Source organism: Spirillospora sp. CA-108201, from assembly GCF_050936235.1.
Lineage (GTDB): Bacteria > Actinomycetota > Actinomycetes > Streptosporangiales > Streptosporangiaceae > Spirillospora.
The window spans coordinates 5,496,092-5,520,142 of record NZ_JBNJNE010000001.1; the positions used below are offsets into that span (position 1 = coordinate 5,496,092).

The window sequence follows — 24,051 nt, forward strand, 5'->3', positions numbered from 1 at the left end:
AAGAGAAGATCGACGGAACGGTCGCCGCGGCCATGGCCCCAGAAAGATCATGCGAAGTGGTCACCGCATGCGAACCTCTGCGAGACCATGGACGTCTATAGGTGAGTCGGACGCCGAGACCTGCCGTCACGCCTCCGGGCGGGACGGGAATAAAAGGCCGTTCCGTATTCGATCTTGTTGCCGGTCCCGTGTGGCGCGGGACCCGGCGGGCTGTTGAGGGAGAACGGTGCGAGGTAAGGCGTTGGCAGTGGCGCTCGTCCTGGGCCTGGCGACCGCGTGCGGCGGGAGCAGCGGCGGTGGCGGCGGAGAGACGACCACGAAGGGCGACGACGGCGGCCCCCAGGTGACGATCGCCCCGGCGAACGGCGACGGCAAGGCGCGCCCCGACCAGGGCGTCACGGTGACCGCGGCGGGCGGCAGGCTCGGCGACGTCTCGGTGAAGCTGAAGGGCGCCGACGTCCCCGGCGCCCTCTCCGCCGACAAGACCAAGTGGCGCTCCGCATGGACGCTGCAGCCGGGCGGAAGCTACCAGGTGTCGGCCACGGCGACGTCCGACAAGGGCAAGTCCGTCACCGCGACGAGCGCCTTCCGCACGTCCCGCTCGACCGCCGCCACCCGCGTGAACAACGTCGTGCCGAGCCAGAACGAGACGGTCGGCACCGGGATGCCGGTCTTCGTCCAGTTCAACAAGGCCGTCCCGGAGAAGGCCAAGCCCGCCATCGAGCGCGCCATCGAGATCTCCTCGTCCACGCCCACCGAGGGCGCCTGGCGCTGGCTGAGCGCGGGCGAGTCCTTCAACGGGCTGCCCTCGGTCGTCTTCCGCCCGAAGCAGCCGTGGAAGGCCCACCAGACCGTCAGCGTCAAGGTCCACTTCGCCGGCCTGAAGATCGGCGACAACGTCTTCGGCGACCGCGACACGGTCCGCACCTTCAAGATCGGCGACTCCCACGTCGTCAACATCAGCGCCAGGACGCACCGCGCCGTCGTGAAGAAGAACGGCCGCACCGTCCGCAACTGGGGCGTCAGCCTCGGCAGCGGCGGCGACGTCCAGGGCGACGGCGTCGACCACCTGCTCACCACCAGCGGCGTCCACCTGACCATGGACCACGTCCGCCTGGAGCGCATGCGCCCGCCCGGCAAGAAGAAGGGCGACCCCGGCTGGTACGACGAGAAGGTGCCGTGGGCGACCCGCATCTCCAACAGCGGCGAGTACATCCACCAGAACATGGACGACCCGACCTGCCTCGGGAACCGCAACTGCAGCCACGGCTGCGTCCGCTCGCCCTCGGGCGACGCGCAGTGGTTCTTCCACTGGTCCTACCGCGGCGACATCGTCACCATCACCGGCACCAAGCGCAGCCTCCAGTGGACGAACGGCTGGGGCTACTGGCAGCTCCCCTTCTCCAAGTGGACCAGCGGCAGCGCGCTCGGCAAGCCCATCACCACGTCCCACGCCTGACCCGTCCGGGCCGCTACCCTTCGTGACCAGTAGGTCGCGGAGGGGGAGGGCCCGGTGGCGGCGAAGATCATCATTCACATCGGCGTGCAGAAGTCGGGCACGACGTTCCTGCAGCACGTGCTGCAGGCGAACGCCGACGCACTCGCGGGCGCGGGCGTCCGCTACCCCGTCAGCCCCGACTGGGCCCGGGGGAAGCGGACGGTCGCCAACCACGAATGGGCGAGCTACGGGCTGCTGGGCGCGGAGTTCCCCTGGGTCTCGCAGAACCGCGCGTCGGAAGAGACCGCCTCCTGGCAGACTCTGCTGGACGACGTCCAGTCGACGCCCGGCACGGTGCTCCTGTCGGCCGAGGCCCTCGCGGTCATCCGGACACCCGGGATCCGCCGCCTCCTGGAGGCGCTCGGCGCCGACGTCTTCGAGGTCGTGGTCACGGCCCGCGGCCTGGGCTCGGCCCTGCCCTCCCTCTGGCAGCAGCACATCCGCAACGGCCGGACCATGAATTTCGAGAGGTACCTCTCCGGTCTCGCCGACCAGCGGGAGAAGGGGCGGGACCACATCGAGACGGACCCGGCCGCCCACCTGTGGCGCGCGTTCCACCTCGGCGGCCTGGCCCAACGCTGGTCGGACGCAGGAGCCACCCGCGTCAGCGTCGTCACCACCCCCGGCACGCCTCCGCACCTCCTGTGGCAACGCTTCGCGGAGGCGATCGACCTCTCCGCCCTGGCCGAACCGCCCATCATGCCCACCGAACGCGCCCACACCGGTCTGACGGCACCGGAGACGCTGGTCATGTCGTCCATGAACGCGGCCATCCGGGAGACCGGGTGGAGCGGTCAGAAGGCCGACTGGATCCGCCAGGCCGTCACGGCCCGCTTCCAGACCCGCTCCGAACGCGGCAGCAAGGTCGTCATCCCACCCGAATGGCAGGCCCGTGTGGCGGAGTGGAGCGAGGAAGACCTGGCCGCCCTCCAGCGGACGCCCGCCCAGATCGCCGGCGACATCGAAGACCTGCGCTACGACCCGTCCTTGGAAACGGCGTCCCCGCCGACCACCCACGAGATCGCCCAAGCCGGCGCCGAAGCGGCACTGGCCCTGGCAGCGGTGGCACTCCAGGAGACCCTGCTCCAACGCAACATCCGCCGCCTGCGCGACCGCCTCACCACGTAGCCGGAAACAACCGCCCCTTCAGCACGGAATCGACCCGCTCCCCGGCTGCCTTGGCGTCTCCGCACGGGAAGAGGACCAGCCCCCGCTGAACATCCTGGTAGACCCAGGCCCCACCCACGGCCCGCACCCGAACGACCACGCCCACGTCTTCCGCGACGCCGCTCGCGTACACCCAGAGCAGCGGCGTAGGGAACTCGCGCCCGTACAGCTTCACGCACCGCCACCCCCGCGCCCCGACCGCGAGCGCAAGCAGATCCAGATACCGGACGGCCCTGCTCCGTCCACGCCTCAGCACCGAGACCCTCGCCCACACCCACTTGCCAGGGACGGCCTCGGTCACCCCGCACTCGGACGCCAGCGCCTGCACGAGCGGTAACCCCCACCCGCCGGTCCCGTCGTCGTACCCGTCGTCCAGCGCCCGAGCGTCCGGCCCGAAATCCCCCGGCCCCATCACCGGCCGCGTCACCGGCCTCTCGTCGGACGAGTCCCACACCGCCACCAGGACGCCCCGCGCCTCCCGCACGCACCTGACCCGGATCTCCCGCTCCCCCGCGACCCGCACGGCATTGGTGACGAGCTCCGCGACGATCACCAGAACACTCTCGGCCACCCTCTCCAGCCCCCATTCCGAGAGCCGCAACCCGACCACCGTCCGCACCATCCCCGGCACCGTCCGATCAGCCAGACAAGAAATGTCCACCTCGCCCGCATCCACGGCTTCTATCGCCATTTCCTCCCGCCTCTCATCTCGATGTTCCAGAGACAAGCGTGACCGCGCCGAGTTAATTTCGAAAGGTTCGTGAAACAGATGCAACGACGGAGGCAAGCGAATGAGCCGCGCCGACTCACTGCGCCCCGACTTCTCGCTCTGGCATCTCATAGCCGTTGAGCTGCGCAGACAGCGCCAGATGCGGCGGATCTCGGGAGCCGCCCTGGCCGTCGTACTCGACTGCGATCGGTCGACTGTTGCACGGTATGAATCGGGGGACGTGCAGCTCCCCACAGGGCGCGCCAGGGTAATAGATCAAGAATGGGGCCTTCAAAGCCTCTTCGAGAACCTGGTCAAACACGCCAAGAACGCCCGAGACCTCGACTGGTGGGAGACGTTCAAGGAATACGAGCACCGAGCGAACCTCATCAAAACCTACGAGCCCTCACTGATCCCGGGGCTCCTCCAACGCGAGGCCTACGCACGCGCCATCTTCACGTCCAGCCGCAGGACGGACGCCGACGCCGCGGTCACAGAGCGCCTGGCCCGCCAGGAGATTCTCACCCGTTCGCATCCCTGCAAGCTCATGGCCATCCTCGACACCGCAGCCGTGTTGCGCTCGTTCGGCGATGTGGACGTCATGCGCGACCAACTCGGCCACCTTCTCGAAGTGTCGGAGTGGCCGAACGTCTACCTGCGAGTGACCTCTGACAAGCTGATCGGCTACGGCGGCGTCGGAGGCGGATTCACCGTGATGCAGACCCCCACCGGCGACCTCGGCTTCGCCACTGTCGGCTCCACAGGCCACATCTCTCTCGATCCCATCGATATCCAGGAACAAGCGATACGGTATGACGAGATCGGCATGTCTTCGCTGTCCGTCGAGGCATCCCGTGCATTCATCACCAAGACGCTGGACTCGCTCTCATGAACATTCACTGGCGTAAATCCACTCGGTCGGAAGATCACGGCAACTGCGTCGAACTGGCCCGCCTCCCTCACGCGATCGGCGTCCGAGACAGCAAAGCCCCCGGCGCAGGCCACCTCACCCTCACCCGCCACGCCTTCGCCGACCTCCTCTCCCGCGCCAAGCGAGACTCTCTGCCGCGTTGACCGCCCGGACAGGTCACCCGCCATGCCGAGCGACGCGGTACGCCTTCCGCGTGTGCACGGAGCGTCCTGAGCGCCTTCGCTGTCCAGGGACCACAGTGACGCGGCCACCGGCGCCCGCCGGTCCCCCGTACCGGACGCCCACGATCAAGCCGCACCGGCTGGGCTATAGGCTGATCTGCGCAAACTTCGCTTATCGGGATTGATCGGGGTGACCGGACCGCGATGCCGACTCACGAGTGGACCATGGCCGATGATGACCACGGTTCGCGTCCGCGCCCGAGGCGGAAGACCTTGGTGATCTTGGCTTTGGGTGTGCCAGGGCTCCTGGGGCTACTCGCCGCGCTCTACTCGATCGGCGCGCTGGAAGGGAGCACCCCGTCCCTTGGCCCGAAGAACTACAGCACCCATGTCGAATGCCAGGTGAACGCGGCCGGATCACAGGGCACGGTGACGATCAGCGGCACGATCACGGGCGACGCGACGAGCTACTCGGTCACCGTCGAGGTTCTGGATGCGGCCTCCCACCAGCGGATCGGCCTTCAGACCTTCCAGGTTCGCGGCACGAACACCTTCGGGGGAACCACTGCGGCGCAGGCCCCGATCGGATCCGCAGGCATCGAATGCAAGATCACCAAGGTCGCCTGAGACGCCATCTCATTCACGGTGCGGGCCCAGGCCGCCCTCACGTCCGTTCCTGAAGATCGATGCCGACCGGGCGCACGCGGCGGGCACCGCCGTACGGATGCTGCACGACGCACCTCCGCCGCCATGGCCCGGCCCCCGAGATCGCCGTGCTGACGCGCGCCTGGGCTTCCCCCACAGCGGGCCCACGGTCGGGGCTATCGTCCCAATATGATCAACCCGCCCCCCTACGCCCTGCTGGAAGGCCTGCTCGGCAGCCGCACCGACGATCCTCGGCTGGCCGAGTTGCACCGTGCCCACGGTCTGCGTCCACCGCCGACGTTCCCCGGCAGGGACGGCTGGGACGGCATGGGCGTCCCAGAGCAAGGCTGGGAGATGGCCTACAAGGCCACCGTGCGGGTCCCCGGCCGCTACCCCTCAGACCGTGTGCGCGGGGTCGGTCCGGTGATCGGCTACGTCACCAAGGTCTACGTCACCGAGTCCTATCCCGCACCGGTGCGGGACGGCCTCACGGTGGCGCTGCCCGAGCCGGAGGCGCGCGCACGGGCACTGGACAGCATGGTCGCGAAGTACGGGAACGTGGTGCACGTACTGCACCGCGACGAGAAGAGCGCGTTCGAGGTTCGATACCACGAGGACGGCCGGTTCATCTGGTACCTGCTGGCCCTGAACGAACGCGCCGAGAACGACCCGGAACTGCTGCGGGCGGCGACACCGGATGCCCGGGAGATCCCGCTCTGGCCGTCCCCCGCCTCCGACGAGCCCTTCCCCACCGCCCTGCGGGCGTTGAAGGCCCACCAGGACGCCTCGGGACTCGACGGGCTCGACTTCGAGGCGTTCGACCGCTTCGAGCCGGACGCGGTCGCGTCCTGGACCGGTGACGGCGACGCCGGCCGGGAGTTCCGCGCGTTCGGAATGGACGGCGGCGGCGGGCGGGTCGCGTTCTGGCGGGTCCATGAGGGACTCCCGATCGAGCGGCAACCCGTCGTGCTGTTCGGAAGCGAAGGCTACGTCGGCCCGGTCGCCAAGGACCTGTGCGACCTGCTCCTCCTGCTCGCCGCCGGCGTCGACCCCTTCGACGCCGCCATGGCGTTCACATCCGGCGAGGAGATCGACGACCAGAGCGTCGACCTGCGCCCCGAACTGGCCCGCATCGCCGAGACCCACCTCCAGCGGCGCGACGGCCGAACCCCGAAGGCGATCGTCGAGGACGCGGAGAACGACTACGCCGACGTCAGAGACCGTGTCGAGTCCTTGACCGGATGAACGTGGCGCGGACCGGTTTCGTGCGGCCGGAGCATCGCCGTCGATGCGGCAAGCTCTTGAGCAGCGGGAGAAGGGACGATGTCGGCGTGAGCGGTGTTCAGGATGAGCTCGTCATTCGGCCGGACTTCCGGACAGGCTTGATCGTTCTGGTCGTCCTGGCGGTGGCCGCCGCGGGCATCGTCGCCGCGATCCTGGTCGGTGACGCCCCGGTCGTGTTCGGCCTGATCGTGGGCGGCCTCTTCGTCGCGCTGGTCCCCCTGGCGCTCGGGGTCCTGCTCAGCTCCCGCATCACCCTGACGGCTCACGAGCTCGTCGTCCAGGGACTGTTCGGCCGGAAGCGCCGGCCGCGCTCGCGCGTCGCGGAGGTGGTGCGCGCGAGCATCATCGCGCCGCGCGGAGGGGCCGGTGAGAGCCTGTTCGTGCTCGACGCGCAACGTGCCCTGCTCTTCAGGCTGCAAGGCGATCTCTACAAGCGCGAGGATCTCACCCGGCTGGTGGACGCGCTCGGCGTGCCGTGCGGCGGGCCCGACGGCCCCGTCAGCGCCAAGAAGTTCGCCGAGACGTACCCGGGCCTCGTGTCGTGGGTCGAGCGGCATCCCTATCGGCTCGCCTTCGTGATCGCCGGCGTCGTGTGCGCCGCGGCCATGGCCGTCGCGGTCGTCTCGATCGCGACGGCGTCCTGACCGGCCCCGGCGCTTCGGGGCTCTCCGCTCCTGCCAAGGCTCGGGCGCGGGCGAGACCGGGGAGGCGGCCCCGCCCGCGCCGTGGGCTCAGCTCACCGCCGGGGGCCGGTCGGCGATGGAGACCTTCAGCTGCGCCGAGTTGGTCAGCACGCTCCCGACCGGCGCCTTCGCCTGTTCGGCGTTGGTGACGACGCTGCGGTGGCCGAGGAACTCGTAGGTCTTCTCGTCGAAGACGTACTCCTCGCGGACATCGCTGCCCGCCGCCTCCAGCGTGACGGCGACACCCTTGCGCCCCGCCGCGTCCACCGCGTGGCCGACGGTCTTGACGCCGTGGATGGACGCCGCCGCCCGGAACAGCGCGGCCCGCTGCGCGCGGGGCATGTAGGCCTCGGTGAGCATGCCGCCGACGTTCTGCCATGCCGTGGCGTCGGCTTCGGGGCCGGTGCCCAGGCCGATGTACAGGTGCTCGTACATCTTGGCCGGATCGGCCGGCAGGCGGCTCAGGTAGGCGTAGTCGTTGCGCAGGTGCTCGGCGCGGTCGTCGGTGTCGGCGGCCTTGGACGTCGAGGTGCGGCCGACGTCCTTGCGGGCCTCGGGTGGGATGGGCCACCCCGGGTACGGCTTGGGCTCCAGCGTCTTGAACCGCAGGACGCCGTGCGTGGCGTCGCCGTCCACCGGCAGCCAGATCTTCCGTTCCTGCCGGTCCAGGTACCGCGTCACCTTGCCGCCGGAGCCGCTGTCGACGGTCTCCATGGTCTCGGAGTCGAAGACGAGGAACTGGCCGGAGCGGGGGTGCAGCTCCGGGGACCTGGCCGCGTGGTCGGCGGCCTGCTTGAGCACCTGCACCGACGCCACCGGCATCGTGTGCACGACCGGCGGGGCGCCGGGCTCCCCGCCCGCGTCGACCGCGATGACTCCGGCCGTGGCGGCCGCGGCGGCGAGCCCCGCCGCCAGCCCGATCCACCCGCGCCGGGCCCGGGCGGGGACGTGCCGTCCGGCGGGACGCCCGGCGTCCGTGGTCGCGTCCCGCATGACGCTCAGCAGCCTGCGCTCCTCGGCCCGCACGTGGGTCAGGTCGAGCTCGGGGACGTCCGAGCGGAACCGCTCAAGCTCGGTCATCTCATTCATGGACGGGCTCCTCACTGACGTAGATCACGGATTCGGTCGTACCGAGGTGCTTGCGGAGCTTGTGCCTGGCCCGGTTGATGCGGGACCGCACCGTCCCGACGCGCACGTCCAGCGCCTGCGCGGCCTCCGCGTAACTGAGATCGCCCCAGGCGACCAGCAGCAGGGCGTCGCGGTGCCCCTTCGGCAGCGCGGCCAGCGCGCTCGCCAGCACCCTGCCGGACGCCCCCGCGCTGAGCCGCTCGTCGCTGCGTTCCGTGAACGGCTCCATCACCGGGTCGGTGCCCATCCGCTCCAGGACGCGCAGCTGCCGCACCTCCGTCCGCACGTGGCGACCCATCAGGTTGGTGGCGATCCCGTACAGCCAGGGCCGCGCGTTCGGACGGGCCAGGTCGTACCGGTCGCGCTGCCGGAACGCCGCCAGGAACGTCTCGGCCACCACGTCCTCGGCGGCGTCGGCGCCCAGCCGGCGGATCACGTAGCGCTTGATGTCCGGGGCGTACCGGCGGAACACCTCGGAGAACGCCTCGGGTTCCTGACAGGACCGCCTGATGACGGAGGCGTCATCGGCGTCCTCTTCGCTCGCAGTGCTCATGTACGGCCTCTCGGCTTCGGGTCGGGACACCCGTTGTTGCCGAGCCGCCCGCAACCGGTTCCCGCCTCTCGCCGACGGGACCGAAACGGGTGAGCGATCGCTCCACCGCGTGGTTCAGAGTGCTGCTCGGGCCGGGGCGCCGGCGCCGTGCAGGAGGGTGTCGACGACGCGGGCGGCGAGGACGTCGACGTCCGTGCCCTCGGCCTCCGCCTCCGCCACGGCCTCGTGGATGAGCGCGTAGTAGACGCGGCGGGTCCAGTCGAGATCGGCGTCGGGGCGCAGCACGCCCGCTTCGCGGGCGCGGCGGAGGAGCCGGTCGCAGCCCGCGCGCACGTCGGCGTGGATGCGTGCCGCCTCCGGGTGCGCGTCGTGGTCCGCGCGGTTCATGGCGAACGACCAGCCCGCCTTCACCCGCAGCACGTTCGCGGTGATCTGGTACAGCGCGACGAGCGGAGGCGTGGTGTCCGGGCGGGCCGACTCGACGGCGTCGGCGAACTGGCGGGCGGCCCAGCCGGTGAGCTCGTCCAGCAGCGCCTCGCGGGTGGCGAAACGGCGATGGACCGTCGTGCGGGCGACGCCCGCGGCCTCGGCGATCTGCTCCATCGTCGCCGAGGGGTTGGCGGCGAGGACGCGTTCGGCCCCTTCCAGGATCGCCCGCACCGTCCGCTCCGCGTCGGCCCTGAGAGGCCGCCTCTGCCGCGCCCCGGGCCCGTCCACTGCCGTCATGACGGACATGCTACCGCCGAGCAGCCGATGACTTGCTAGTTGCAACACAGATGATGCAGGTATTAAGTTCATTGCATCTTCACTGTCGCAAATCGAAGAGGTGTGTACGCATGGACACTCGACTGACGGGCCGTACCGGCCTGGTGACCGGCGCGAGTCGCGGGATCGGCCTGGCGACCGTCGCGGCCCTCACCGCCGAGGGCGCCCGCGTCGTCGCCGCGGCGCGCACCGCCACGCCGGAGCTGGAGGCCACCGGCGCGACGATCGTCCCGGTGGACCTGGCGACGCCGGACGGGCCCGCCCTTCTCGTCGAGCGGGCGGTCGCCGAACTCGGCGGCGACCTCGACATCCTCGTCAACAACGTCGGTGGGGGTGACGGCGGCGACGCGGTCCGGGGCTTCCTCGGCTTCGAGGACGACCTCTGGCACTCGTTCTTCGAACTGAACTTCTTCGCCGCCGTGCGCACGACCCGCGCCGCGCTGCCGGGCCTGGTCCGCCGCCGCGGCCGCGTCGTGAACATCTCCTCGAACGCCGCCCGCATGCCGCACGCGGGGCCGATCCCGTACACGACGGCGAAGGCCGCGCTGACCGCCTTCGGGAAGGCGCTCGCGGAGGAGTTCGGCCCCCAGGGGGTCCGCGTGAACACGGTCTCGCCCGGCGTGGTCCGCACGTCGATGTGGGAGGCTCCGGACGGCTACGGCGCCGAGATGGCCGCCGCGTTCGGCGTGTCGCAGGAGGAACTGCTGGCCGGGCTGCCCGCTCGGACCGGCATGGTCACGGGGCGGCTGGTCGAGCCGGCGGAGGTCGCCTCGCTCGTGACCTACCTCGCCTCGCCGCTCGCGGCGAGCGTCAACGGCGCGGACCTCGTCATGGACGGCGGTGCGATCAAGACGGTCTGACCGCCCGGGCAGGCGGCCTGCCGGGGGAGGCGCCGAGGTCCAGGATCATGTCCAGGGACGTGCGGCCGTCCGGCCCGGTGAAGGCCCCGGCCCGCCGGAAGCCGTTCTTCTCGTAGTAGCGGATGGCGCGCGGGTTGTCGGCCAGGACGCCGCCCCACAGGATGATCCTGCGTTTGCCGAGCCGCCGGGCGACGTCGCAGACGAGCGGGAGGGCCAGCGTCGCCAGCCCGTTGCCCTGGTGGCCGTCGGCCAGCGTGGGGCCGAACCGGCAGTCGGTCCCCTCGTCCAGGTGAATCCCGGCCTCGCGGTAGCGCGCGACGTCGCCTCGCGGCAGCGAGAGGCTGAACTCCAGCAGCCCCACGATCCTGACCGGCGCCTCCTCCTCCAGCACCAGGCGAAGCTTGTCGTAGCGCGCGACGGCCGCGCAGAGTTCCCGGGCCGCCGCCAGGTCATAGCCCTCGAACGTGCTGAATCCGCGGGTCTCGGAGGACAGCCCGGCGAGGAAGCCGGCCAGGCCCTCGGCGTTGGTGCGGGCCAGAGGGCGAAAGACGAGACGCGCGCCGCCGCGCGGCTCCAGATGGCGCGTCAGGACGTCGGGATCCTCGGCGATCTCCGCCAGAGTGAGCATGAGGGCCCTCGTTCGGCCGTGGACGGTCAGGGTCAGACGGGCGGCATCAGGTCGCTCTCGCTGACGGTGTACGTCAGCGGGGGGTAGACGAAGTCCGTCTCCTTGTTCTCACGACGCCGCAGTCGGTAGAACTCGGGCCTCTGCTCATCGTCGGCCAACCCGAGGCGCGCACCCTGCGGGAGGTATACATGTCCGTCGCGAAACCGAAGCACGGTCTTTGACGTCCGAAAAGTGATACCCAACCACTGGTTGTCCGCCGTCCGGCCGGGCGCGTCCAATACGATCTTGTGCCTGAGCCGGCGGTTCGAGTCGACGGAGAACGCGACGACACCGTTGTGGACGAGAGGGATCTCGAACTTCTCGCCACCGGATCCCTTCGATTCGAAGATCAGCTTCCTCGGCGGGCCCGCTTCGGGATCCCGGTAGCAGGAGAAGACGGCGATGAACGACCCGTCGGCCAGATCGAGGGCCTGGTCGGAATGGCCGCCCATGGTCGTGCAGGCGTTCGTGTAGCTCTCGATGAGCGCGTTGTTGAAGCCGACCGAAAGCGCCGCGCGTTCTTGAATCCGTCGCGCCAGCCGTTCGTGCACGGCCCGGAAACGCTGCGTCGGGCTGCCGTATCGAGTGGTGGTGCGCACGAGAGGCACACCATCAGCCTCGTCGACTCTGGCAAGCACGGCACCACGCCGGCCTTTTCCCACGTCCTCGAAACGGGCCGATGCGGACAGCTCCGCAAAGAGATTCTCCTCGGCGGGCAGAGCACACGAGATGATCTCGTCCGAGATCCTAGACCCGGGGGGCAACGTAGTCTCCCGTGTTCATACTGAAGAGAAGCTCGTCGCCGTAATCGATGAAGGCCGAGGTCCTGTTCTCCTCGGCGTACAACCGGCGCAGCTCGTCCATGCCCGCCGGTGTGGGCGGCTCCAGCTCCACCAGATCCTCGTCCACTTTGAGATACGTGCGGCCGTCCTTGTGAACGGCTTCGGCGCTCGAACAGCGCACCACGTATCCCATGCGGACCGGGAGCACCTCGGCGTCCAGCGCTGAGGGCCGGATCTCGTGCGTGTACAGGCGGTTGGTGGACAGCGGCATGAAGAAAACGGAGCCGGGGTAGAGCGTCACGGTGAACTGCGGAGGGAGCGCGCTCCCGTCGCTTTCCCCGGTCGGCTCCTTGAGGCGAAAGCGGAGCTTGGTCAGCCCGCTGGCACCCTTCACGCCGTAGTCGAAGGCGTCGTCGGCCAAGGGGCGCAGCCTGTCGAGCCGGTCGTAGAAGGTGCAGAAGGCCATGATGCCGTTGACCGGCATGTCCTTGGTCTTGTCGGCATGGGCCGAGATCTTGGCCTTGGACTGCTTGCGCTCGGCCGTGGCGAGCGTGTTGTGGTAGATCTGAGCGAGGACGTGATTCAGCGGCGCCTGGTTCCGGAAGACGGCGGCGGCCTCGCGGTTCAGCGCCTCGACGATGCCCGTGTCGGTCGGGCCGAAACTCGCGGTCGGCCCCGAGAGATTCGTGGAGCACCGGAGCAGGCGGAAATGCAGTTCGTCACCGTCTCGTGTGACGGGCGTCAGATAGATTCCGCTGCGATGTGCCGCCCCAGGCTTGGTGGACTCCGTCAGAGACTGGAACGCGTGCTCCGCACGGATCCGCTCAAAGTGATCGGCGCCGAGGCCGAAGAAGCGGCGGTAGTACACGCCGACGCCGTGGACGCGGATGGGAACCTGCCCGAGGTCGACGAGATTCCAAGGGGCGCCGGCGTCCTCGCGGTAACCGTGTGACATCTCCCGGACCACGAATACCCGGGCCGCCGCATGCAGGTGGCGGCGGCTGATCCCGGATACGTCGCCGCACAGGTAGACGGTCTTCCGCGCGAGGTTCGGCCCGCCGGAGGCGAGCTCCTCCGGCGTGATCACGGACCCGAGGAAGTCCCTGGCCAGATCATTGTCCTGCATCGTCGAAGGCGCGACCAGGATGGTGCTCGCGTCCTCGATGCGGGCTTCTGCCACCTCTGTTGTTCCCGTCACACCGTACCCGCCATTCGCACTCCGAGACCGGGGCCCGCAAGCCGGCCAGATGCCTGCCGATCCGTCCGGCCCATTCTATGAACTTTCGGATGGCAGAGGACGTAATGGTGATGCCGGCGGCGCGTCAGGCCGGGCCGCCGTCAGCGGGGGACGGTGGCGACGATCTTGCCGATCTGGGTGTTCGACTCCAGGTGGCGGTGGGCGTCGGCTATCGCGGCCAGGGGGAAGGTGCGGTCGATGACGGGACGGAACGCGCCCGAGCGCAGGCCGGAGGTCACGAAGGCGGCGGCGCGGCGGAGGCGTTCGGGGTCCCTGGTCGTCTCCAGCATCGTGTACGTGCGCATGTTCAGCGCCGGCAGGCCGAGGCCGATGCCCGGATAGGGGGTCGGTTCGCCGCTCAGTGCGCCGTACACCAGGAGCGTCCCGCCGGGTGCGACCAGCCGGGCCAGGTCCGTCACGCCGGGGCCGGCGACGGCGTCGAAGACGAACTCGGCGCCGCGGCCGCCGGTCGCCGCGAGCACCCGTCCGGCCACGTCGTCCGACCCGGTGACGATCACTTCGGCCGCGCCCTCCCTGAGCAGCGCCTCCTTCTTGCCGGCGGTGCGGGTCAGGGCGATCGGTGTCGCCCCGACGCGCTCGGCGACATGGACGGCGGCCAGTCCCACGCTGCTGGACGCCGCGTTCAGCACGACCGTGTCGCCCGGCCGCATGCCGCCGACCTCGACCAGCGCGCCGTAGGCCGTCAGGTACGGCATCCACACGGCCGCCCCCTCGACCGCGCCGAGGCCGTCGGGACGGTGCAGCACGGCCGAGGCGGGCACGATCGCCTGCTCGGCGTAGATCCCGTACTCGTTCTGGGAGAACCCGGGCACGGTGCTGACCGGCTGACCCGGCCGGAACCGGCCGGCACCCGCGCCGACCGCCTCCACCACGCCCGCGGCCTCGGTGCCCAGCCTGGCGGGGAACGCCTTCACCGGCTCGATGTAGCGGCCGGTGCGGAACAGCACCTCGGCCCGGTTGAGCCCGATCGCCTCCACACGGATCCGCACCTCGCCCGGACCGGGCTCGCCGACCTCCACGTCCTCAAGCCGCATCACCTCGGGACCGCCGAGCTCGCGGAACAACACCGTCCTGGCCATCGCGGGGCCCTTTCTCGTAGCAGGTCGGTCCACTGAACCCCTAAGTACGATGGCTGTCAAACTTTGATGGCTGTCGTATGATGGGCGCCATGGAGGCCGACCGCGTCCCGCCGCACCCCGACGTCCGGACGATCCCGTTGCAGCAGGTCCTTGAGGCCCTGGTCGACCCCGTGCGGCGGAGCATCGTCACGAGGCTCCGCGAGGCGGCCGGCGACATCCGCTGCGGCGCCTTCGACCTGCCCGTGAGCAACTCCACGGCCACGCACCACTTCCGGGTCCTGCGCGAGGCCGGGCTGATCCGGCAGTACTACGTCGGCACCTCGCGCATGAACGCCCTCCGGCGCGACGAGCTCGACGAGGCCTTCCCCGGCCTGCTCGACGCCATCACCGCCGCCGACCGCACGTCCCCTCTCCCCGCCTAGAGGCCCCGCCGGGCGGTTCACGGGACGCCTCCCCGTTCAGTCGCCGGCGGCGATGCAGAACGGGTGGCCCTCCGGGTCGGTGAGGACGGTCCATTCGTCCCCGCCGGGCTGGGCGTCCGGGCGGCCCGCGCCGAGAGCGAGCAGCTCCTTCACCGCGACCTCGACGTCCGCGACGGCGAAGTCCAGGTGGACGTGCTTGGCCGGGCCGGGCCACACGGGGGGCCGGTAGCCCTCGATCCGCTGGAGCGCGAGCTGCGGCGAGGATCCGCCGCCGAGGTAGACGACGTCGTCGTCGCCGTAGCCGACCTCCCAGCCGGTGGCCTTCCGGTAGAACTCGGCCAGCGCGATGTGGTCGGCGCAGTCGATGATGACCGCGCCGAGACCGTTGAGGACGGACATGGGGAACCCCCTGCTGACGAACATGGCTGGACGGACCGCCGGGCGCTCGCGGCGCCCGGCGTGCGACCAGCCTGCCGACACCGGCGGGTCCGGAGCTTGAAGATCTTTGCGCTCGGCTCGCCCGGCCGGACGTCCCGCGGGGGCGCTCAGAGATCGGGGACGAGGGCCGCGGCCAGGAAGCCCCCGCCGCGGAGGCGGGTGTAGGTGACGACCTCTCCCACGGGGACGACGCGGGCGAACGGGACCTCGGTCGGGTAGGCGGCGGTTCGCAGGTCGGCCAGGAAGGCGTCGTCCGGGAGGCCGGCGGCCGTCTCCGCCACCTGCGCGTCGCCGGACGTTCGGGCCGTGGCGACCGGCATGGGCTCGACGACGTCCGAGGGGTGCCGGGAGAGGGAGTCTTCCGCGCCGTACAGCCATTCGGCGAAAGCGCGGCGCAGCCCGGTTCCGGGCTGGGCCGACTCCAGGGTGAGGCGCATTCCCGTGACCAGGTTGTCGACCCAGGTCAGGAAGTCCGGGGCGACCAGGCGGGCGTAGGGCTCTTCCCAGAAGCTGAAGACGCGGCCCCAAGCGCCGCTTTCGGGATCGACGTCCGCGTAGTAGGTCGTCGCGGAGCCGTCGGTGTGCAGGATCCAGCTCGCTGACGCGTCCTGCAGCGGCCAGTACTCGTTGGCCACCGGCACATGGTTGGCGGGAGGGTTGAAGTCGAAGACGTGCGGATGGCCTTCGACCGTGAACCCGGAGGTCCGTTCGAGGAACGCGCGGAATTCGCCGGGCACGCCCGTCGTCCACGAGGAGATCTCCTCGCCGCTCACGGGCGGCGCGAGCCGGACCCGGCCGCCGGAATCCGCCGCGAGCGCTTCCAGCCGAGCGACGACCTCGTCCACCATCGGGCTCCCGTTCTCCTTCATGCGCCCGGATTCAAGCACCGACGGTGACCGTTATCCACCGATCCATGGCCGAGAACGCCGGGCTGCACGCCCGGCTGGTCGACCAGACCCGGGAGGCTGGGGTGGTGGAGGAGCGGCAGCGGCTCGCCGGGGACCTGCGGATGCCCGTGATGGGCGGCGTGGAGGCGATCACCCGGCTGCGCGAGCGGGGCCTCCTCGGTTAACCGATATGTAGCTGTTCGTCCGGGAGGTGCGAAACAGCCCGGTTCACTAGGATGCTCGCGTGCGCGAAGATCAAGAGGTTCCGGACGACGGCGCGCTGACCGCGCCGATCCGGTTGCCGGGCGGCGCGCCGGCGGCCGCGGACGCGCTCGTGGAGCGCGCCACGAGCACCGTCCCCGCGCCGGTCCAGGCGTTCGGGCGGGACGTGGAGCGGCTGGCGGGGCTGGTCGCGCAGCTCGTCGAGAGCGCGGGCGTGCTGGGTGTGCGGCTGGACGGCGAGGTCCGCGACGTGCTGGCCGGCGCGGAGAAGGCGTTCGCCGAGACGCGGGACGCGCGGCGGGAGGCCGCCCAGGCGGGCATCCTCGCGAGCGAGGCCGAGGCCCGCGCCGAGGCGGCCCGCCAGGAGACCGTCGAGGCGGAGGAGGAGCTGGCCGATGGGCTCGCCGCCGCCAAGGCCAGCATCACCGCGGCGCAGGAGAGCGAGGCCAACGCGTGGAAGGAGGCCGGCGCCCACCAGCAGGCCCGCGCCACGTCCGCCAACGAGGCCGCGCACGCCGAGGGGATCCGCAAACGCGCCGAAGCGGCGTGGAGCACCGAGCATGAGGCGCGCGCCCAGGCCGAGCGCGAGCGCGACGACCTGGCGGCGCGGCTGAGCAACGACCAGGCCGCGCTGGCCGCGGCCAGGAGCGACCTGGCGGACGCGCGAACCGAGCTGTCGGGCGTGCGTGCCGAGCTGGCGGAGGCGCGCGCCAAGCTGGAGGAGGCGGCCGAGGCCGAGCGGCGGCTGCGCGCGGAACTGAGCGTCGTGCAGGGCGAGGTCGCGGGGCTGAGAGTGGAGCGCGACGCGGCGACGGCGCGGGCCGGGGAGCTGGCCGCGCGGGCCGAGCGCGCCGAGCAGCTCGCCGACACCGCCGACGCCCGGATCGACGGGGAGCGGGCGCGGGCCGACCGGGCCGAGGAGCGCGCGGACGCCGCCGAGATCCGCATCGACCGCGACGCCGCGACCGCGCGCGCGTTGCAGGACACCCTGCGCGCGGCGCTGGACCTGCCGTCCATGGAGGATCTCGTCGACGGCCGCGGCGTGCGGATCGGCGACGTGGGCGCGGTCACCGTCCAGCCCGGCGGCCTGGTCGGCGTCGACCAGGTCCCGGAGCTGATGGACGGCGAGCTGGCCGGACGGTTCGCCCGCGCGATCCTGGCGGTCCGCGTCCACCAGGCCACCCGCCGCGCGATAGACGATCCGCCGGCCGAGCCCGAGGCGGCCGAGCCCGAGGAGTAGCCCCGGCTCGTCGCGCGGCGGCGGCCGTCAGGCTCGACCGGGGTGGGCGGGAGCTCCTCTCCGCAGCGGAAGTTCCGCGAGGCGGACGCACAGCATGGCCACGGCGAATCCGACCAGGCTTTTCGCGAAGAGGTGCGGCAGCTGGGGGAGGTCTCCGGACGAGCCCATGTGGAACAGGCCCACGCGGACGAGGAGCGGCAGGCCCGCGATCGCCATCAGCGCGCAGGCCCTGCGGCCCTGGCGGGACCTCGCCAGGGCGGCGCAGACCAGGACGCCGATGATCAGCGCGGCGGCGAACTGGGCGTAGCCCCACCGCTGCGAGAAGGTGTACAGCCGGTCGAGGTCGTGCGTGTTCACCTGGCCGAGGTCGCCCTGGAACAGGAGGCTGAACAGCGGCTGCGACGAGAGCGCGGCGAGGACCCCCGCCGCGGCCGCGACGCCGGCGACGCGGGCGCGGCCGAGCAGGCGGGCGCCGTGGCGGAGCCCGGGCGAGGCGACCAGCGACGCCGTGGCCAGCACCGCGAGCGGCAGCGGGACGCCCGCCATGGAGGACGCCACTTCGGCGTACGGGGCGCCCGGGAAGTTCGTGCCCACGACCGCGAGGACGGCCTGCGCGGCGGTCACCGCGCAGGCGGCGGTGGCGGCGTGCCGCCGGGCTCCGCGCCAGGCCAGGACCGCGACGACCGTCCAGGCCAGCCAGTAGGGCGCGGTGCCGAGGTAGGAGGCGAGCATGGGCAGCGGCCGGTCGCCGTCGTCCATCCGCTCGGCGATCACCATCCCCAACTGCGGGGCGTTGAGGGCGAACCGCAGCCCTTCCGCCAGCAGCATGAGCATGGCGACGAAACCGGCGATGGCGAGCGCTCCCGGCCAGGGCGTCCCGGTGGCGTCGCCGGCGGCGCGGCGCAGGTGGATGCGGGCGGCGCCGAGGAGCAGGTCGGCGGCGTCGGCGGGGGACGGCCGGGTCTGCCCGGGCCGGGCCGCCGACAGCAGCACGTCCAGCATCTCCTCCTCGTGCTCGGCGCGGTGGGCGGCCGGGTAGCAGGCGAGGAGGCGGCGGCAGCGGCGTTCGAGCGCGCTCATCCGAGCCCCCCGAAGGCCGGGGACGCGCCGCCGCGCGGGCGCGGGAGGGCGGCGAGGCGGCCGGCGGCGACCCGCGTCCGGTGCTGGAGGGCCTCGACCTCGGCGGCCAGCGCGGCGGCGCCGTCCTCGGTGAGCCGGTAGTAGCGGCGCAGCCGGCCGTCCACGACCTCCTCGCGTTCGGGGGCGATGAGCCGCTCGTCCCGCAGCCGGTCCAGCGCGGCGTAGAGCGTGCCGGCGCGCAGCCGGGTGCGCCCGGCGGAGATCTGCTCGACGTCGGACATGATCCCGTAGCCGTGCTGCGGGCCGTCCGCGAGCGCGGTGAGGATCAGGAACGTCGGCTCCTGCATCGTCTTGGGCATGTCATCGTTATATATCGATCATCTGACTATGACAAGGCCCCGTCCGGGCGCGGCCGTCATCTGAGCGCGGCCTTCATCTGAGTGCGGTGGGCGCCGTGGGCGGGACGGCGGGACGGCCCGGCAGGACGCGGTCGACGCGCGCGTACGGGAGGCCGGGCTCGGGACGGGGGTCCTTCTGCCCGCGGTTGGGCCAGAAGGCCATGGCGCGCTCGGCCTGCGCCGTGATGGTGAGGGACGGGTTGACGCCGAGGTTCGCGGTGACCGCCGACCCGTCCACGATGTGCAGGCCCGGGTGGCCGTGGACGCGGTGGTAGGGGTCGACGACGCCGGTCTCGGGCGTCTCGCCGATGACGCAGCCGCCGATGAAGTGCGCGGTCGTCGGGACGTTGAACAGGTCGAACCAGGTTCCGCCGGGGGTGGCGTCGAGCTCCTCGGCGAGCATCCGGACGGCCTTGTGCGCGACGGGGATCCAGGTGGGGTTGGGCTCCCCGTCGCCCTGGCGCGCGACGAGCCTGCGGCGGCCGAGGCGGCCGCGCTTCTCGCCGATGGTGATGGAGTTGTCGGCGGTCTGCATGACGAGGGCGATGACGGTCCGCTTGGCCCAGTCCCTGAGGGACAGGCCGCGCAGGATGATCGTCGGGTGCCGGGCGGCCTGGCCGAGGAACTTCAGCCAGCGGGGCGCGCCGCCGCCGTCGACCAGCAGGGTCCGGATGACGCCCATGGCGTTGTTCCCGGCGCCGTAGCGGGTGGGTTCGATGTGGGTCTTGTCGTCGGGGTGGAACGAGGAGGTGATGGCGAGGCCCGTGCTGTGGTCGACGTCCTTCCTGCGGTGCCAGACGGTCATGCGCTCGACGCCGAGGAGGGCCTCGGAGTTGGTGCGGGTGAGCTCGCCGAGGCGCGGCGACAGGTGCGGGAGGCCGCCGGCGGCGCGCATGCGGTGCAGGAGGCGCTGCGTCCCGTAGGTCCCGGCGGCGAGGACGACGTGCTCGGCGGTCAGCGTCCGGCGGCGCCTGCGGAGCGGGCCGGTGTGCTCGACGGCCACCTCGTATCCGCCGGACTCCCGGGGCGCCAGGGCCGTGACGGTGGTGTCGGGGATGACGCGGACGCCCGCCTTCTCCGCCAGGTAGAGGTAGTTCTTGGTCAGCGTGTTCTTCGCGCCGACCCTGCAGCCGATCATGCAGGAGCCGCAACCGGTGCAGGTGGTGCGGCGGGGGCCCGCGCCGCCGAAGTAGGGGTCGGCGGTGTCCTCGCCCGGCTTCGGGCCGAAGAACACGCCGACCGGCGTCGGGTGGTAGGTGTCGCCGACGCCCATCCGGTCGGCGACGCGTTTCATCGCCTCGTCGGCGGGCGTGACGAGCGGGTTCGCGGTGACGCCGAGCATGCGGCGGGCCTGGTCGTAGAACGGCGCGAGCTCGTCCCGCCAGTCGGTGATGTGGCCCCACTGGCGGTCCTTGAAGAACGGCTCCGGCGGGACGTACAGGGTGTTGGCGTAGACGAGGGAGCCGCCGCCGACGCCCGCCCCCGCCAGCACGAGGACGCCGGCCTTGCCGCCCACCAGGTGGACGCGCTGGATCCCGCGCATCCCGAGGCGCGGCGCCCACACGTACTTGCGCAGCCGCCAGGACGTCTTGGGCAGCGTGCCCTCGTCGAAGCGGCGCCCGGCCTCGATCACCGCGACCCGGTAGCCCTTCTCGGCCAGCCGCAGGGCCGACACGCTGCCGCCGAACCCCGAGCCCACCACGATCACGTCGAAGTCGTAGCCGTCACCGGACACCGCGCACCACCTTCGTCGGGGGAACGAAGGGGCCGAGTGTGGCCCTCCGGAGCGTCGCGCGCCATGCACGCGACGCAGCGATTCGGGACCCGCCTTTGTCATCGCAGTGACAAAGCGCGGCTCAGCGGGCGGCCGCCCGGCCGCGGTCGCCGTTGACCATCCGCGCAGTCGATCAGCTCCCCCGCCCGCGCCACCACGAGCACGGGGACGTGCTCGGCGCTGCGGATCGGCCCGCCGTCCGGGATGACGCCGCGGGTCGCGAGGGCGAGGGTCTCGCGCGCCCAGCGCAGCGAGTCGGCGGCGCGCGCGACGGGGACGGCCGGGCCGAGGGCGACCGTCCGGTCGCGCAGCAGCGCGGCGGGCAGCAGGCCGGGCCCCCGCCCGTCCGGGTCGGGGACGATCAGGCACGGCCCCGCCGCGGCGAGGTCGGCCGGCAGCCCGGCCGGGAGGGCGAGCGGCTGCTCGTCGGTGGAGCAGCGGGCGTACCCGACCCGGACGGCGCCGAGGGTCGCGGCCTTCGTGGCGTTCACGCCCTTTCAGGGTTCCGGATAGGGCACCGTCACCGGGATGGTTCGCGGAACACTCTTACGGAACACCCCGACCTGGGCCGCGATCCCGGGTGGCCGGTGTTCCGGTGGGGGATCCTTATCTGAGACCGCAACAATCTTGTATTGTTCAGTAAAATGGATGCTGTAGCACTGTTACTTGCACCGTTCTCAGACCTCGCACCGTTCTCAGACCTCGATCGGCAGGAGAAAGCCGCTGCCTGAGTTTGACTGGGAACCGACGGGGCGGCCAGGAGACTTCGGGCCGCTCAGTCCGTGGACTCTGGAGCAGACCGCCTATCTGGGGTGCACCGATACGGCGGTCTGTTGCCTGCCAGTCGTCCTTCGAGGCCACGTCATCGGGTACCTCTGGGCCTCGGAGACCGAGGACGCCGCCGGCTACGTCGCCAGGGGTGGCACCGGAGGCGTCGGGTATGACGCCGGCGGGCGGTGGCGGCGGCGGTTGCGAGAAGCCCGGGACGCTGGATTCTCCGCGTGGGAGGCTCTACAGCTATGGGTCGGCGAGCCCGAGGACCTCGTCGCGGGTGCGATACCTGACGACGCCGAGAGGCTGGTCCTGCCGAATTCGGAAGCCGCGAGATGTCTCGCCGGCCGCACCGACGGCTACGAGCGGCGTCCATGATGGTCTCAGTCTCCACGGTCGACGGTGCCCGGTAGTCGCCGGCGCAGAGCACATGCATTTCAGACTTCGGTCTGCCCGGTACCGGCCGGGTCGCTCAGGTCGGCGGATGTCTGGGGACACGTTCGGGAGCGGAGGGCCGATCCCCGACCGTCACCGTTCACCAAAACTACGCACAGTTACTTTTCACTTGGTCGCACCGACCCGAGTGGAGGGCCGTCCAGCGCGCTGTCCGATACGGAGGACACTCAGGTATCGGCGCGATGCTCGGTCGCCCATCCGCGTGCGGATGCGCTCGGCGATGGCATCGAGCAGGGGCTCGCGGACGTCGTGGTCGAGTTTTCGGTACGGCGACGTCGAGCGAAGGAGATCGGCAAAGCCGTTTCCGTTGAACCACTGAACGGTCGGGTACCAACGGACGATCGTTGGGCCGGAGAAGCCGCCGGGATCCTCGACCAGTCCCCAGCCCTCATCGGTGGTGCGCACGTCGTCCTCGAGTGGCGGATGCCCCCAGTCGGGATTCCCCGGGGAGAACCGCTCATGGAGATCAGCGGTCTCGGCGTACACCTCCGGCTCTCCCGGCCGGCGGACAACGACGTAACCGAGCAGCGCCGTCCGACCTCCGGGACGGAGTACGGCGTGCGCTCGCCGCCAGCCAATCGATGGATCCACCCAGTGCCATGCCGACGCGGCCACGAGGACATCGAAGCGCTGCCAGCGAGCTCGTCGCCTGACCGGTACCGCAGCCCACCTCGAGCACCGACGACCGTTCGCTCATGCCCGTGATGGAGACCAGGTCAGAGAACATCTCATCTGGGTATGTCGGCCGGACCCGATCGTAGAGCTCTGGCACCTCGTTGAACACGCGACCGAGGTTTCCTCGGTTCGAACCCACCATCGCACCATTCTGCCGCGCTGCCGCCGACGCCGTCGCGATGGCTACGGGCCGCGCATCATCCCTGGCACGGGGACCGGTCGCCGGCGCGCCCCGTGTCTCGACCCCGACAGTCGAGGCGCCTCGGGCGCGGCAGGCCCGGGAAGCGGGCGCGGCCTGCCATGCCCGAGGCCGCCTGCAGGAGGTCTTGGGTCAGCGCGGCTTGTCCATCATGCAGACGAGCCGGCGATTCCCGGCGGGTTGGACCTCCACCTTGATGGGGTGCCGGTAAGAACCGTGCCACCGGCCACAAACGACGGTCTTGCCCCGTCGCCTGCGTAGGTCGGAGCAGTTCAGCGTGGCCGTCGCCGCCACGAGCGCGGGCGGCGTTCTACGACCCAGGTGTACCCCGAGGTCGTCGAGCGGGCTCACGCCGACTTCGTCGCGCTCCAGGCCCAGGAGGTTCCTCACCTCGACCCGGCCGAAGTGCTCCAGCCCGCGAGCGAGAAGCGTTGAGCAAGGGGCGCCGGCTACGGCTTGTACACGTACGGGGTAGTGGTGCTCAGAGCGGCGAAGCCGAGCCGCTGCAGGATCGGGCGGCTCTCGTCGGAGGCGTCCACCTGCAGGTAGCGGTAGCCGCGCTCGGCGGCGATCTCGGCGCGGTGCGCAACCAGCGCCCGGTAGATCCCCCGGCCGCGCCAGGCGGGTACGGTGCCGCCGCCCCAGAGGCTGGCGAACTCGGTGCCCGGGTGCAGTTCCATCCGTGCCCCGCAGACCGGCACGGCGTCGGCCATCGCGACGACCATGCTGACCGTCCCCGGGCTCTCGGCCAGCACGTCGAGCAGGCGCGGCCGCAGCCAGTCCGCAGTCGTCTCGAACGCCCCCTCGTGCGCGGACAGCATGAGCTCCACGTCGGCCGGGGTGGTCACCGGGTGCAGCCGGACACCCTCGGGCAGTCCGCCGCCATCGGGCAGGTCGGCGATCCGGACGATCATCAGGGTCTCGTCGGGCTCAGCCTCGAACCCGGCCGCCAGCAGCAGCTCGCCGAGATCCTCCGGCTGGTCGTGCGAGTAGTGCTTCCACTCGAACTCGCGGCCCAGTTCGGTGAAGTACCGCACCTGCTCGGCGATCGCCGACCGCGCCGTGGCCTGGTCCAGGCCGGACCAGACGACCGCGCTCCAGCCGCCCTTGGCGCCGACCTGCCGCACCACCTTGCCGACCCGCTCGACCTGGGTGCCGGGCGCGTCGGCGAGGGTGTCCCGCCGCATCTGACGGTCGAAGAGAGCGAGTACTTCAGAAGTATCCATCCGCGCATTTCAACACGGGCGAAAGGGCTCACCAAGCGGTTTTCCGCCCACCTGGAGGGGGAGCCGTCCACCCAAACCGCTGCGGTCAGATCC

Annotated in this window: 27 protein-coding genes; 11 read left to right on the forward strand and 16 right to left on the reverse strand. The window is 71.2% G+C overall.

The window, feature by feature from the left end:
- Positions 1-247 precede the first annotated feature (247 nt).
- Positions 248-1,459 (forward strand): L,D-transpeptidase, encoded by a 1,212-nt coding sequence (locus ACQEU6_RS26370; protein ID WP_499335708.1) that lies wholly within the window; start codon positions 248-250, stop codon positions 1,457-1,459.
- Positions 1,460-1,513: 54 nt separating this feature from the next.
- On the forward strand, positions 1,514-2,626 hold the full coding sequence (locus ACQEU6_RS26375) for a hypothetical protein (protein ID WP_499335709.1): 1,113 nt from the start codon (positions 1,514-1,516) through the stop codon (positions 2,624-2,626).
- Here the strand turns inward: ACQEU6_RS26375 and ACQEU6_RS26380 are convergent.
- On the reverse strand, positions 2,616-3,287 hold the full coding sequence (locus tag ACQEU6_RS26380) for an ATP-binding protein (protein ID WP_499335710.1): 672 nt from the start codon (positions 3,285-3,287) through the stop codon (positions 2,616-2,618). The two genes, ACQEU6_RS26375 and ACQEU6_RS26380, sit on opposite strands and share 11 nt — an antisense overlap.
- A gap of 169 nt (positions 3,288-3,456) precedes the next feature.
- On the opposite strand from ACQEU6_RS26380, the gene ACQEU6_RS26385 reads away from it, so the two are divergent.
- From ACQEU6_RS26385 to ACQEU6_RS26405, 5 genes are all read left to right on the forward strand, one after another.
- A complete protein-coding gene (locus tag ACQEU6_RS26385; protein ID WP_499335711.1) occupies positions 3,457-4,266 on the forward strand; it encodes a helix-turn-helix domain-containing protein in 810 nt (269 codons plus the stop codon).
- On the forward strand, positions 4,263-4,448 hold the full coding sequence (locus tag ACQEU6_RS26390) for a DUF397 domain-containing protein (protein WP_499335712.1): 186 nt from the start codon (positions 4,263-4,265) through the stop codon (positions 4,446-4,448). Before ACQEU6_RS26385 ends, ACQEU6_RS26390 begins: the two co-directional genes overlap by 4 nt.
- Positions 4,449-4,691: 243 nt before the next feature.
- On the forward strand, positions 4,692-5,093 hold the full coding sequence (locus ACQEU6_RS26395) for a hypothetical protein (protein ID WP_499335713.1): 402 nt from the start codon (positions 4,692-4,694) through the stop codon (positions 5,091-5,093).
- A 207-nt stretch (positions 5,094-5,300) separates the two neighbouring features.
- The gene (locus tag ACQEU6_RS26400; RefSeq protein WP_499335714.1) at positions 5,301-6,356 is read left to right on the forward strand and encodes a hypothetical protein; all 1,056 of its coding nucleotides are present in this window, start codon (positions 5,301-5,303) and stop codon (positions 6,354-6,356) included.
- Entirely contained in the window at positions 6,353-7,039 is a 687-nt protein-coding gene (locus tag ACQEU6_RS26405; RefSeq protein WP_499335715.1) for a hypothetical protein, read from the forward strand. Before ACQEU6_RS26400 ends, ACQEU6_RS26405 begins: the two co-directional genes overlap by 4 nt.
- An 87-nt stretch (positions 7,040-7,126) precedes the next feature.
- On the opposite strand, the gene ACQEU6_RS26410 is transcribed toward ACQEU6_RS26405, so the two are convergent.
- From ACQEU6_RS26410 to ACQEU6_RS26420, 3 genes are all read right to left on the reverse strand, one after another.
- On the reverse strand, positions 7,127-8,167 hold the full coding sequence (locus ACQEU6_RS26410) for a CU044_5270 family protein (RefSeq protein ID WP_499335716.1): 1,041 nt from the start codon (positions 8,165-8,167) through the stop codon (positions 7,127-7,129).
- On the reverse strand, positions 8,160-8,759 hold the full coding sequence (locus ACQEU6_RS26415; RefSeq protein WP_499335717.1) for an RNA polymerase sigma factor: 600 nt from the start codon (positions 8,757-8,759) through the stop codon (positions 8,160-8,162). The genes ACQEU6_RS26410 and ACQEU6_RS26415 overlap by 8 nt, the downstream gene beginning before the upstream one ends.
- Positions 8,760-8,873: 114 nt before the next feature.
- Positions 8,874-9,485: a TetR/AcrR family transcriptional regulator gene (locus ACQEU6_RS26420; RefSeq protein WP_499335718.1), complete on the reverse strand. Its 612-nt coding sequence runs from the start codon at positions 9,483-9,485 to the stop codon at positions 8,874-8,876.
- A gap of 110 nt (positions 9,486-9,595) precedes the next feature.
- On the opposite strand from ACQEU6_RS26420, the gene ACQEU6_RS26425 reads away from it, so the two are divergent.
- A complete protein-coding gene (locus tag ACQEU6_RS26425) occupies positions 9,596-10,384 on the forward strand; it encodes an SDR family oxidoreductase (protein WP_499335719.1) in 789 nt (262 codons plus the stop codon).
- On the opposite strand, the gene ACQEU6_RS26430 is transcribed toward ACQEU6_RS26425, so the two are convergent.
- The 4 genes from ACQEU6_RS26430 to ACQEU6_RS26445 form a co-directional block, all read right to left on the reverse strand.
- Entirely contained in the window at positions 10,371-11,012 is a 642-nt protein-coding gene (locus ACQEU6_RS26430; protein WP_499335720.1) for a GNAT family N-acetyltransferase, read from the reverse strand. The two genes, ACQEU6_RS26425 and ACQEU6_RS26430, sit on opposite strands and share 14 nt — an antisense overlap.
- A gap of 32 nt (positions 11,013-11,044) precedes the next feature.
- Entirely contained in the window at positions 11,045-11,650 is a 606-nt protein-coding gene (locus tag ACQEU6_RS26435) for a hypothetical protein (RefSeq protein WP_499335721.1), read from the reverse strand.
- A 148-nt stretch (positions 11,651-11,798) separates the two neighbouring features.
- On the reverse strand, positions 11,799-13,013 hold the full coding sequence (locus ACQEU6_RS26440) for a hypothetical protein (RefSeq protein ID WP_499335722.1): 1,215 nt from the start codon (positions 13,011-13,013) through the stop codon (positions 11,799-11,801).
- 158 nt (positions 13,014-13,171) lie between these two features.
- A complete protein-coding gene (locus tag ACQEU6_RS26445; RefSeq protein ID WP_499335723.1) occupies positions 13,172-14,170 on the reverse strand; it encodes a zinc-dependent alcohol dehydrogenase family protein in 999 nt (332 codons plus the stop codon).
- Between the two features lie 89 nt (positions 14,171-14,259).
- On the opposite strand from ACQEU6_RS26445, the gene ACQEU6_RS26450 reads away from it, so the two are divergent.
- Positions 14,260-14,592, forward strand: a complete 333-nt coding sequence (locus ACQEU6_RS26450) for an ArsR/SmtB family transcription factor (RefSeq protein WP_499335724.1) — start codon at positions 14,260-14,262, stop codon at positions 14,590-14,592.
- 36 nt (positions 14,593-14,628) lie between these two features.
- Here the strand turns inward: ACQEU6_RS26450 and ACQEU6_RS26455 are convergent, their stop codons facing one another.
- Positions 14,629-15,015, reverse strand: a complete 387-nt coding sequence (locus tag ACQEU6_RS26455; protein ID WP_499335725.1) for a VOC family protein — start codon at positions 15,013-15,015, stop codon at positions 14,629-14,631.
- 122 nt (positions 15,016-15,137) lie between these two features.
- The gene (locus ACQEU6_RS26460) at positions 15,138-15,899 is read right to left on the reverse strand and encodes an SMI1/KNR4 family protein (RefSeq protein ID WP_499335726.1); all 762 of its coding nucleotides are present in this window, start codon (positions 15,897-15,899) and stop codon (positions 15,138-15,140) included.
- A gap of 44 nt (positions 15,900-15,943) precedes the next feature.
- Here ACQEU6_RS26460 and ACQEU6_RS26465 point away from each other — a divergent pair, with 44 nt between their 5' ends.
- Both ACQEU6_RS26465 and ACQEU6_RS26470 read left to right on the forward strand, forming a co-directional pair.
- Positions 15,944-16,102: a hypothetical protein gene (locus tag ACQEU6_RS26465; protein ID WP_499335727.1), complete on the forward strand. Its 159-nt coding sequence runs from the start codon at positions 15,944-15,946 to the stop codon at positions 16,100-16,102.
- Between the two features lie 59 nt (positions 16,103-16,161).
- On the forward strand, positions 16,162-17,379 hold the full coding sequence (locus tag ACQEU6_RS26470; protein ID WP_499335728.1) for a hypothetical protein: 1,218 nt from the start codon (positions 16,162-16,164) through the stop codon (positions 17,377-17,379).
- A 27-nt stretch (positions 17,380-17,406) separates the two neighbouring features.
- Here ACQEU6_RS26470 and ACQEU6_RS26475 read toward each other — a convergent pair whose 3' ends face one another.
- The 6 genes from ACQEU6_RS26475 to ACQEU6_RS26500 form a co-directional block, all read right to left on the reverse strand.
- On the reverse strand, positions 17,407-18,459 hold the full coding sequence (locus ACQEU6_RS26475) for a hypothetical protein (RefSeq protein WP_499335729.1): 1,053 nt from the start codon (positions 18,457-18,459) through the stop codon (positions 17,407-17,409).
- Positions 18,456-18,818 carry a PadR family transcriptional regulator gene (locus tag ACQEU6_RS26480; protein ID WP_499335730.1) on the reverse strand — a complete coding sequence of 121 codons (363 nt, stop codon included), beginning with the start codon at positions 18,816-18,818 and terminating at the stop codon, positions 18,456-18,458. The genes ACQEU6_RS26475 and ACQEU6_RS26480 overlap by 4 nt, the downstream gene beginning before the upstream one ends.
- A 73-nt stretch (positions 18,819-18,891) precedes the next feature.
- Positions 18,892-20,694 carry a GMC oxidoreductase gene (locus tag ACQEU6_RS26485; protein ID WP_499335731.1) on the reverse strand — a complete coding sequence of 601 codons (1,803 nt, stop codon included), beginning with the start codon at positions 20,692-20,694 and terminating at the stop codon, positions 18,892-18,894.
- Positions 20,691-21,122: a hypothetical protein gene (locus tag ACQEU6_RS26490; RefSeq protein ID WP_499335732.1), complete on the reverse strand. Its 432-nt coding sequence runs from the start codon at positions 21,120-21,122 to the stop codon at positions 20,691-20,693. Before ACQEU6_RS26490 ends, ACQEU6_RS26485 begins: the two co-directional genes overlap by 4 nt.
- Positions 21,123-21,963: 841 nt before the next feature.
- Entirely contained in the window at positions 21,964-22,344 is a 381-nt protein-coding gene (locus tag ACQEU6_RS26495; RefSeq protein ID WP_499335733.1) for a hypothetical protein, read from the reverse strand.
- An 837-nt stretch (positions 22,345-23,181) separates the two neighbouring features.
- Positions 23,182-23,958 carry a GNAT family N-acetyltransferase gene (locus tag ACQEU6_RS26500; RefSeq protein WP_499335734.1) on the reverse strand — a complete coding sequence of 259 codons (777 nt, stop codon included), beginning with the start codon at positions 23,956-23,958 and terminating at the stop codon, positions 23,182-23,184.
- Positions 23,959-24,051 lie beyond the last annotated feature (93 nt).

Coding starts and splice junctions, on each gene's coding strand:
- ACQEU6_RS26380 (WP_499335710.1), bottom strand. CDS start 3,287: ATGGTGCGGACGGTGGTCGGGTTGCGGCTCTCGGAATGGGGGCTGGAG.
- ACQEU6_RS26385 (WP_499335711.1), top strand. CDS start 3,457: ATGAGCCGCGCCGACTCACTGCGCCCCGACTTCTCGCTCTGGCATCTC.
- ACQEU6_RS26390 (WP_499335712.1), top strand. CDS start 4,263: ATGAACATTCACTGGCGTAAATCCACTCGGTCGGAAGATCACGGCAAC.
- ACQEU6_RS26395 (WP_499335713.1), top strand. CDS start 4,692: ATGGCCGATGATGACCACGGTTCGCGTCCGCGCCCGAGGCGGAAGACC.
- ACQEU6_RS26400 (WP_499335714.1), top strand. CDS start 5,301: ATGATCAACCCGCCCCCCTACGCCCTGCTGGAAGGCCTGCTCGGCAGC.
- ACQEU6_RS26405 (WP_499335715.1), top strand. CDS start 6,353: ATGAACGTGGCGCGGACCGGTTTCGTGCGGCCGGAGCATCGCCGTCGA.
- ACQEU6_RS26410 (WP_499335716.1), bottom strand. CDS start 8,167: ATGAATGAGATGACCGAGCTTGAGCGGTTCCGCTCGGACGTCCCCGAG.
- ACQEU6_RS26415 (WP_499335717.1), bottom strand. CDS start 8,759: ATGAGCACTGCGAGCGAAGAGGACGCCGATGACGCCTCCGTCATCAGG.
- ACQEU6_RS26420 (WP_499335718.1), bottom strand. CDS start 9,485: ATGACGGCAGTGGACGGGCCCGGGGCGCGGCAGAGGCGGCCTCTCAGG.
- ACQEU6_RS26425 (WP_499335719.1), top strand. CDS start 9,596: ATGGACACTCGACTGACGGGCCGTACCGGCCTGGTGACCGGCGCGAGT.
- ACQEU6_RS26430 (WP_499335720.1), bottom strand. CDS start 11,012: ATGCTCACTCTGGCGGAGATCGCCGAGGATCCCGACGTCCTGACGCGC.
- ACQEU6_RS26445 (WP_499335723.1), bottom strand. CDS start 14,170: ATGGCCAGGACGGTGTTGTTCCGCGAGCTCGGCGGTCCCGAGGTGATG.
- ACQEU6_RS26450 (WP_499335724.1), top strand. CDS start 14,260: ATGGAGGCCGACCGCGTCCCGCCGCACCCCGACGTCCGGACGATCCCG.
- ACQEU6_RS26455 (WP_499335725.1), bottom strand. CDS start 15,015: ATGTTCGTCAGCAGGGGGTTCCCCATGTCCGTCCTCAACGGTCTCGGC.
- ACQEU6_RS26460 (WP_499335726.1), bottom strand. CDS start 15,899: ATGAAGGAGAACGGGAGCCCGATGGTGGACGAGGTCGTCGCTCGGCTG.
- ACQEU6_RS26465 (WP_499335727.1), top strand. CDS start 15,944: ATGGCCGAGAACGCCGGGCTGCACGCCCGGCTGGTCGACCAGACCCGG.
- ACQEU6_RS26475 (WP_499335729.1), bottom strand. CDS start 18,459: ATGAGCGCGCTCGAACGCCGCTGCCGCCGCCTCCTCGCCTGCTACCCG.
- ACQEU6_RS26480 (WP_499335730.1), bottom strand. CDS start 18,818: ATGCCCAAGACGATGCAGGAGCCGACGTTCCTGATCCTCACCGCGCTC.
- ACQEU6_RS26485 (WP_499335731.1), bottom strand. CDS start 20,694: ATGACAAAGGCGGGTCCCGAATCGCTGCGTCGCGTGCATGGCGCGCGA.
- ACQEU6_RS26500 (WP_499335734.1), bottom strand. CDS start 23,958: ATGGATACTTCTGAAGTACTCGCTCTCTTCGACCGTCAGATGCGGCGG.